This window comes from Methylobacterium sp. WL103 (assembly GCF_008039885.1).
Lineage (GTDB): Bacteria > Pseudomonadota > Alphaproteobacteria > Rhizobiales > Beijerinckiaceae > Methylobacterium > Methylobacterium cerastii.
Map to the genome: position 1 here is coordinate 1 of NZ_VRUX01000163.1, position 7,858 is coordinate 7,858.

At 70.8% G+C, this 7,858-nt stretch carries 8 protein-coding genes and 3 pseudogenes; 8 read left to right on the top strand and 3 right to left on the bottom strand.

Annotated features, from left to right (window positions below; genetic code table 11):
- Window positions 1-180: pseudogene (locus tag FV222_RS12050) on the bottom strand (hypothetical protein); the annotation flags it as partial.
- On the bottom strand, window positions 173-895 hold the full coding sequence (locus tag FV222_RS12055; RefSeq protein ID WP_147754679.1) for an SDR family oxidoreductase: 723 nt from the start codon (window positions 893-895) through the stop codon (window positions 173-175). The gene FV222_RS12055 and the pseudogene FV222_RS12050, both read right to left, overlap by 8 nt.
- Before the next feature lie 230 nt (window positions 896-1,125).
- Between FV222_RS12055 and FV222_RS12060 the strand changes: the two genes are divergently transcribed.
- Window positions 1,126-1,707, top strand: coding sequence for a carboxymuconolactone decarboxylase family protein (locus FV222_RS12060; protein ID WP_147764127.1), 582 nt, complete (start codon window positions 1,126-1,128; stop codon window positions 1,705-1,707).
- 7 nt (window positions 1,708-1,714) lie between these two features.
- Here the strand turns inward: FV222_RS12060 and pdxH are convergent, their stop codons facing one another.
- Entirely contained in the window at window positions 1,715-2,293 is a 579-nt protein-coding gene (pdxH, locus tag FV222_RS12065; protein ID WP_147764136.1) for a pyridoxamine 5'-phosphate oxidase, read from the bottom strand.
- Between the two features lie 167 nt (window positions 2,294-2,460).
- Between pdxH and FV222_RS12070 the strand changes: the two genes are divergently transcribed.
- From FV222_RS12070 to FV222_RS12105, 7 genes and pseudogenes are all read left to right on the top strand, one after another.
- Window positions 2,461-3,036 (top strand): RT0821/Lpp0805 family surface protein, encoded by a 576-nt coding sequence (locus FV222_RS12070; protein ID WP_147814411.1) that lies wholly within the window; start codon window positions 2,461-2,463, stop codon window positions 3,034-3,036.
- 195 nt (window positions 3,037-3,231) lie between these two features.
- Window positions 3,232-4,701, top strand: a pseudogene (rpoN, locus tag FV222_RS12075) (RNA polymerase factor sigma-54); the annotation flags it as partial.
- Between the two features lie 241 nt (window positions 4,702-4,942).
- Window positions 4,943-5,551 (top strand): ribosome-associated translation inhibitor RaiA, encoded by a 609-nt coding sequence (gene raiA, locus FV222_RS12080; protein ID WP_147762480.1) that lies wholly within the window; start codon window positions 4,943-4,945, stop codon window positions 5,549-5,551.
- A 132-nt stretch (window positions 5,552-5,683) separates the two neighbouring features.
- The gene (ptsN, locus tag FV222_RS12085) at window positions 5,684-6,151 is read left to right on the top strand and encodes a PTS IIA-like nitrogen regulatory protein PtsN (RefSeq protein ID WP_147750725.1); all 468 of its coding nucleotides are present in this window, start codon (window positions 5,684-5,686) and stop codon (window positions 6,149-6,151) included.
- Window positions 6,148-6,501: a hypothetical protein gene (locus FV222_RS12090; protein WP_246685435.1), complete on the top strand. Its 354-nt coding sequence runs from the start codon at window positions 6,148-6,150 to the stop codon at window positions 6,499-6,501. Before ptsN ends, FV222_RS12090 begins: the two co-directional genes overlap by 4 nt.
- 476 nt (window positions 6,502-6,977) lie before the next feature.
- On the top strand, window positions 6,978-7,364 hold the full coding sequence (locus FV222_RS12100) for a PepSY domain-containing protein (protein WP_147750723.1): 387 nt from the start codon (window positions 6,978-6,980) through the stop codon (window positions 7,362-7,364).
- A 62-nt stretch (window positions 7,365-7,426) separates the two neighbouring features.
- Window positions 7,427-7,738 (top strand): annotated as a pseudogene (locus tag FV222_RS12105) (hypothetical protein); the annotation flags it as partial.
- Window positions 7,739-7,858 lie beyond the last annotated feature (120 nt).

Here is a 7,858-nt window from a genome sequence, read left to right on the forward strand (position 1 = left end):
CGCCGAGCGGGCCAGCGGGATCAGCCCGGAGGTCGCCACCGCCACCGCGACCTCGCTGCGCGGCCCGCGCATCGCGGTCGCCTGGAACGGCAGGTCGAGGATCGTGACCGCCGGCTCTGCGGCGGCGGGGGTGGCGGCGAAAACGAGAAGAAGGGACCAGCGGACCAGCCGGTCAGACATGCTGGCCGCCGTTGATGTGCAGCTCGGCGCCGTTCACGTAGGACGAGGCCTCGGTGCACAGGAAGTAGATCGCCTTGGCGACCTCGTCCGGGGTGCCGAGGCGCCGCTGCGGGATCTGCTCGACCAGCTTGTCGGTGCCGGGCGAAAGGATCGCGGTGTCGATCTCGCCCGGCGAGATCGCGTTGACGCGGACCCCCAGCGGACCGAAGTCGGCGGCCATCTCGCGGGTCAGGCCGGCGAGCGCCGACTTCGAGGTGCCGTAGGCCGCCCCGGCGAACGGGTGGACGCGCGATCCGGCGATCGAGGTGACGTTGACGATCGAGCCCTTGGCGCGGGCGAGCTCGTCGCGCAGGCCCTGAGCCAGCAGCACGGGCGCGAAGACGTTGACCTGGAACACCCGCTGCCACGTCGCGAAGTCGGTCGGCAGGGCGCCGAGGCGCTCGCCGTTCGGGCCCTTCGGCGAGATGCCGGCGTTGTTGACGAGCGCGTGCAGCAAGCCGCCCTCGTTCGCGAGCCGCTCGGCGACCTCGCGGACCCCGCGCACGGTGTCCGCGGCGTCGGCAAGATCGACCTGGAGGTGGTCCTCCGGCCCCATCTCCCACGGGCAGTTCTCCGGGAACGCGTGGCGCGAGCAGGTGATGACCCGCCATCCCGCGGCGGAGAAGCGCTTGACGGTGGCGTGCCCGATGCCGCGGCTCGCCCCCGTGAGCAGCATGATACGGCGGCGTTCGTTTCCGGGTGTGGCCAAGGCCGTGCCTCGCTTCCATTCGGGGCCGGCGCCGGGGCACCCCGGCGGGCCTCCGCATTGAGGCTCCGGTCTAAGCGCAGCGGTCTCGAAAATCCAGCGGCTTCGCCGCGCCGCAACACCGGCCGCAGCGCTTGACCGGCAGGACGTGGAGCGGGATCACCCAAGTCCCGCAGCCCGAACAGCCGGATCATCGCCCCATGCCGAACACGGCCCGCCCCACCGACCGGATGCCCGCGATCCCGGCGGACGGCCTCACCCCGGCCCAGGTCGCGGCGTCGGACGCGTTCCTGGCCGCGCGGAAGGTGCCTGTCTTCGGCCCGTTCGTGCCGCTGATGCGCAGTCCCGACCTGATGCTGCGCGCCAGCGAGATGGGCCTGTACCTGCGCTACGACAGCGTCCTGCCGTTCAAGATCAGCGAATTCGCGATCCTGATCGTGGCCCGCGAGTGGAGCCAGCAGATCGAATGGCAGATCCATCACCCGATCGCGCTGAAAGCCGGCCTCGATCCGGCGGTGGCGCAGGCGATCGCGGAAGGCCGCCGGCCGGACGGCATGTCGTCCGAGGAGGCCGCGGTCTACGCGTTCTCGACCGAGCTCCAGCGCAACAAGGCGGTGAGCGACCCGACCTACGCGGCGCTGGTCGCCCTCTACGGCGAGCAGGGGGCGATCGATCTCACTGGCATCAACGGCTATTACGCGCTGCTCGCCATGACGATGAACGTCGCCCGCACCGCGCTGCCCGAGGGCGTTGCGCCGCCGCTGCCGCCCCTGGTGCCGTAACCCGTCCCTAGGGATAAAGCCGCGACCGGTCCCAGCCCTCGCCGTTGCGGGTGAAGCGGACGCGGTCGTGCAGGCGGTAGTCGCCGTTGCGCCAGAACTCCATCGCCACCGGCTCGATCCGGAAGCCGGTCCAGTTCTCCGGCCGCGGCACCGGCCCGTCCTCGTAGCGCGCCGACAGCTCCGCCACCTCCGCCATCAGCGCGTCGCGCCCCGAAAGCGGGCGCGACTGCCGGCTGGCGATCGCCCCGAGGCGGCTGTCGCGGTGGCGGCTGGCGAAGTAGGCGTCCGCCTCCTCGGCCGTCACCCGCGACACCGGACCGCGGACCCGGATCTGCCGGCGCAGGCTCTTCCAATGCAGCACGAAGGCGGCCTGCGGGTTGGCGGCCAGCTCCTCGCCCTTGGCGGATTCGACGTTGGTGTAGAATACGAAGCCGCGCGCGTCGTAGCCCTTCAGCAGCACCATCCGCACGTCGGGGAGCCCGTCCGCGCCGGTCGTCGCGAGCGCGATGGCGTTGGCGTCCTCGGGCTCGGAGGCGGTCGCCTCGGCCATCCAGGCCGCGAACAGGCCGAACGGGTCGTCGCTCAGGGTGAAGTCCGCGGCGTCCGGGACCGCATCATGTCCGCCCGACTCATCGATCTTTAACGCGTCCACGACTTAATCCTCCGTTGTGAGATCCGGGTCGGGGGGCACCGACGTTGGAGCACACTTACGCGCCATCTCGGCTGGGGTTCAGGGTCTCGGGTACAGGTGTAATGCGTCGTCCCGACAAGAAGGAAGTGGCCGCGGCGACGCCGCAGGCGGAGGAATGTGCGAAGCGGATCGCGCCGGCGGCACTGGCCGCCTGCCTCGTCTCGATTCTCTGCGGCTGCAGCCAGCCGCTCCTGATCTTCCGCGCGGACGCCACCTCGGAGGCCAAGGCCGCGACGGTGGCCGACGAGCCGATCGTCACCGGCAGCATCAACCGGCGCCCGACGAGCTTCGGCTCGGACCTCGGCGAAGAGGATTGGCGCCGCGCCTACGCCGCGCTTGGGGTCGCCCTCGACCCGCAGGGCAACGGCAAGCCCGTGAAGTGGGACAATCCGGAGACCGCCTTGCGCGGCACGATCAACCCGACCGGCCTGCCCTACGTCGCCCAGGACCTGATCTGCCGCGACTTCCTCGCCTCGGTCATCGCGCCGAACAGCAGCCGCTTCGTGCGCGGCACCGGCTGCAAGCCCTCCGGCGGCGAATGGGAGCTGAAGCGGATCCGCACCGGCAAGGCTCCGTTGGACAAGGCAACGCCGCGCAAGAGCCACCTGGACAAGGGCCACACAGACAAGACGGGCTGAGCGCGACGCGCCCGGCACTGCGTCCGGCAAGCCTTGCGCTGCGGTCGGGTTGACGCCGGCGGCGCTTGCGCCGAGTCTCGCCGCCCCTACGTTGCGCAAGGGCAACAGGCCGCCCACATGCGGCGTGCATGGCCGCTGCTCCAAAGCCGGCGCGAAACCACGAAACTCAAGAGACCGATGCGCAATCCCTACGAGGTGCTGGGCGTACCCAAGACTGCCGGCGAGGCCGAGATCAAGAAGGCCTATCGCAAGCTCGCCAAGACCTACCATCCCGACACCAACAAGGACGCCAAGGCGAAGGACCGCTTCGCCGAGGCGAACTCTGCCTACGAGATCCTCGGCGAGCCGGAGAAGCGCCGTCAGTTCGACCGCGGCGAGATCGACGGCGACTTCGACGCCCGCCTTGACAACGTCTACCCCGACGACGCGCCGAGCCCGATCCGCGAGGCGGCCACCGGCGACATGCTCTCGCTGACGCCCGCGCCCTACGGCAACACCGGCGGCAGCTTCGATTCGGAGGCCCCGGACTTCGAGGCGACGCTCACCGTCGAGACGTCGCTCCGCGAGCATCTCGGCCGCCAGCTCGACCTCGCCACCCGCGACGCCACCGACCGGCTGATCGGCGGCTTCCTGATCGATGCGGTGGACGAGGCCGGCTACCTCCGGGAATCGATCGATGCGGTGGCCGAGCGCCTCGGCGCCTCCCTCGACCGGGTCGCCGGCGTGCTCAAGCTCGTCCAGAGCTTCGATCCGGCCGGCGTCGCCGCGCGCGACCTCGCCGAATGCCTGGCGCTGCAGCTGCGGGAGAAGGACCGGTTCGACCCGGCGATGCAGGCGCTGGTCTCGCGCCTCGACCTCGTGGCCAAGCGCGACTTCTCCGCCCTCCGGCGCCTGTGCGGCGTCGACGACGAGGACCTCGTCGAGATGCTGGGCGAGATCCGCCGGCTCGATCCCAAGCCGGGCCGCGCCTTCGGCTCGAGCGGCGTCGAGGTGCTGATCCCCGACGTGTTCGTGCGCGCCGCCCCCGACGGCTCCTGGCTGGTGGAGCTCAACGGCGAGGCGCTGCCCCGCGTCCTGGTCAACCAGAGCTACTACGCCCGCGTGGTGCGCGGCGCGAAGGCGGAGGGCGACAAGGCCTTCCTTTCCGAGGCGCTGCAGACCGCGAACTGGCTCACCCGGAGCCTGGAGCAGCGAGCGCGCACCATCCTCAAGGTCGCCACCGAGATCGTGCGTCAGCAGGACGGGTTCTTCGTCCACGGCGTCACGCACCTGCGGCCCCTGAACCTCAAGACGGTCGCCGAGGCGATCGGCATGCACGAATCCACCGTCTCGCGCGTCACCTCCAACAAGGCGATCGGCACCAGCCGCGGCACCCTGGAGATGAAGTACTTCTTCACCGCCGCGATCCCGGGCGCGGCCGGCACCGCCGCCCACTCCTCGGAGGCCGTGCGCCACCGCATCAAGCAGCTCGTGGACGGCGAGACCTCGGACGACGTGCTCTCCGACGACGCCCTGGTGCAGAAGCTGCGCCACGAAGGCGTCGACATCGCCCGCCGCACAGTGGCGAAGTACCGCGAATCCCTGCGCATCCCCTCCTCGATCGAGCGCCGCCGCGAGCGCTACGCGCAGGGCGGGATGGTGGCGGGGGTGATGATGGCGCGGTGAACGCGCCGCGAGCGGGCTCTTCGCCCGCCGCGCTGGAGGATGACGGCGCTGCCGCGCAGGGCGGTTTCAGGCCCGCCCCGGCGGTTGGACCGTGACCGGCAAGGCTTCTCACGTCCGTTGACTTCGCCTGCGCCGGCTTCTCTACTCCGTCCCCCGTCACGCCGACGGGTCGGCGTTCCGCCGAATCCCGCTCGCCGCGGTCGGTGGGCGAAAGACCAGGGTCAACCGCACCGGAGGATACATGGGGTCATTGCGCGTCACGGGCCACGGCCTGGACCTCGGCGAAGCCCTCAGGGGCCGTGTCGACGAGCGGATGGCGGCGACCCTGTCAAAATACCTCGACGGGCACATGAACGAGAGCAGCACCGGCCACGTCACGCTCCGGCGCGACGGCTCGGCGTACCGCACCGATTGCGTGCTGCACCTCGTCTCCGGGCTCACCATCGAGGCGTCGTCCACCGCGCACGACCCGCGCGCCAGCTTCGAGCAGACCGCAGACCGGCTGGAGAAGCGCCTGCGGCGCTACAAGCACCGGCTCAAGGAGCACGCCCAAGGACCGAACGGGGGGCCGAACGGCGCCGCGGTCGAGGCGGCCTACGCGGTGTTCGCCGCGCCCGAGGACGACGAGGACGAGGACGAGCCCGACGACGGCGCGAGCCACCCGCCGATCGTGGCCGAGAGCACCAAGACCCTCAAGCGCCACTCGGTGAGCGAGGCGGTCACCGCGCTGGACCTCACCGGCGCCCCGGTGATCGTCTTCGTGCATGCTGGCACCGGCCGCATCAACGTCGTATACCGGCGCAGCGACGGCGCGATCGGCTGGGTCGACCCGCCGAGCGCGGCGGCCTGAGCCGAGGACGCCGGAACCGGCCTTCGGGGCGGGGATTGGTGTTTTTGGGGCGCGGCCGCGCGGACAACGCGGTGCGCGCCCTCTTCATGGGGCGTGGCCCCCATGGTTCGAGAGCGGGCGGGCGGTCCTTCGATGCCGATGCTGGAATTCCTCGATCCGGATTCCGTGGTGCCCTCGCTCCGCGCCCGGGCCAAGAAGCAGGTGCTGCAGGACCTCGCCGCCCAGGCGGTCCGCCGCCTGCCGACGCTCGACGTCCGCGACGTCTACGAGACCCTGCTGCAGCGCGAGCGCTTGGGCTCCACCGGCATCGGCGACGGCGTCGCGATCCCGCACGGCAAGCTGCCGGGCCTCGACCGGCTGTTCGGGCTCGTCGCCCGCCTCGACCGGCCGGTGGACTTCGAATCCCTCGACGGCCGCCCGGTGGACTTCGCCTTCCTGCTGCTCGCCCCCGAGGGCGCGGGCGCCGACCACCTCAAGGCCCTGGCCCAGGTGGCGCGCATCCTGCGCGAGCCCGGCATCCTCGACCGCATCCGCGCGGCGCGCGACGCGCACGCCCTCTACGCGCTGCTCACCCACACCTCGACCTCGCAGGCCGCATGACCGGGCGTCGCGTGAGCCGGCCTCGGGTCTTGCCGTTCGCCGTGGCGGCGACGCTGCTCGCCGTCCCGCACGCCGTGCAGGCTCAACAGGGCGCGGCCGACGGCACCTGCGCCCGCGACATGCTCGTCGCCCAGTCGATGCAGCGCCAGGCGATCGACCAGCTCGAGCAGGCCGACGGCGACGACGCCAAGAGCTGCCGGATCTGGCGCCGCCACGTCGACACCATGCGCCGCGTCGCCGGCGTCTACGGCCGCTGCCTCTCCGGCGGCGAGCGCGGCACCCGCCTGAGCCAGGTGCAGGACTCCGAGAAGGAATTCTCGGCCGCGATCAAGGCCCGCTGCCGGGGCTGACCCGCCGGCTGGGCTGCCGCCCACCTTCGTTCCCGACGGCTTGCCGAGTGCGCATCCCCTCGCCCCGCTTGCGGGGAGAGGGCTCGGCCGACCTCGTCGTCGGCCGAGCGAGGCGGCAGCCGACGGTGAGGGGGCTGACCCGGATGAGCCTCCTCCGTTCGCTCCCCCTCACCCTCGCTTCGGCTTCGCCTTTCGCTTCCCGGCTGCACGACGGGGTGCGGCCGGGCCTCTCCCCGCATGCGGGGAGAGGGGAAGCCCACGGTTCATCCGATGGGGCGAGGCGTTTACGAGGCACGGAATGCCCGGCTTTCCGGTGCGTCTCAGCGCTCATCGCGAAACCGTTCCCGGGAAAACGACAATTTCTCGCGAAACGCCACGCTTTCTCGAGCCGGCGCAAAGATGTCTTCGAAGAATATAGTTCGGAACGCTTGGGGCTGCGACGGGATTGATTGGGGGTAACAGTAGAGGAAACCGCCTTGCAACGCCATCTGACTGCCATCGCGCTCGTGACCCTGCTCGGGACCGGCATCGCCTCCGCTCAGACCACGACCACGGGCACCCCCGCGCCGGACGCAAAGTCCAGCGAGAAGTCCGGTGGTCAGGAGGCCGTGACGCGGCCGAACACCGACCGCCCAGACGCCTCCAAGCCGGCCACCGCCAACGCGGCCGCGAACGCGAAGCTGGAGGAAGGCGCCAACAGCTTCACCGAAGCCCAGACGCACAAGCGCCTGGAGGATGCCGGCTACAAGGACGTCCGCGGCCTGAAGAAGGACGACAAGGGCATCTGGCGCGCCGAAGCCGTGCTGAACGGCAAGCCGGTCAAGGTCGGCGTCGACTTCAAGGGCAACGTCGCCGCGCAGTGAGCGCCGTCCCCGGACGGTTAGAGCGCAGCCGCGCGATTTTCGACGACATCCAGGATTTGACCATGGCACATCAGACCATCACCGCCCTCTACGACGACTACGACGCGGCCAGCACGGCGGTGACCCGCCTTGAGGCCGCCGGCGTCTCGCACGGCGACATCAGCGTCGTCAGCAACAACGAAGGCGACCGGCATGCCGGCCGCATCGGGACCGGCGACCACGCCGACACCGCGCACAAGGCCGAGACCGCAGCCGGCACGGGCGCCTCGCTCGGTACCGTCGTCGGCGGTGCGACCGGCCTCCTCACCGGCCTCGGCCTTCTCGCGATTCCCGGCGTCGGCCCGGTCGTCGCCGCCGGCTGGCTCGTGGCGACCCTGACCGGCGCCGGCATCGGCCTGACCATTATACACAAATGACGATGCCGACGAAACATTACTTGTAGATATCGGTGGTCGCCGTAAAATTAAAAAAAAAAGGGGGGGGGGGGGGGGGGG

Coding starts and splice junctions, on each gene's coding strand:
- FV222_RS12055 (WP_147754679.1), bottom strand. CDS start 895: ATGCTGCTCACGGGGGCGAGCCGCGGCATCGGGCACGCCACCGTCAAG.
- FV222_RS12060 (WP_147764127.1), top strand. CDS start 1,126: ATGCCGAACACGGCCCGCCCCACCGACCGGATGCCCGCGATCCCGGCG.
- FV222_RS12070 (WP_147814411.1), top strand. CDS start 2,461: ATGCGTCGTCCCGACAAGAAGGAAGTGGCCGCGGCGACGCCGCAGGCG.
- raiA (WP_147762480.1), top strand. CDS start 4,943: ATGGGGTCATTGCGCGTCACGGGCCACGGCCTGGACCTCGGCGAAGCC.
- ptsN (WP_147750725.1), top strand. CDS start 5,684: ATGCCGATGCTGGAATTCCTCGATCCGGATTCCGTGGTGCCCTCGCTC.
- FV222_RS12090 (WP_246685435.1), top strand. CDS start 6,148: ATGACCGGGCGTCGCGTGAGCCGGCCTCGGGTCTTGCCGTTCGCCGTG.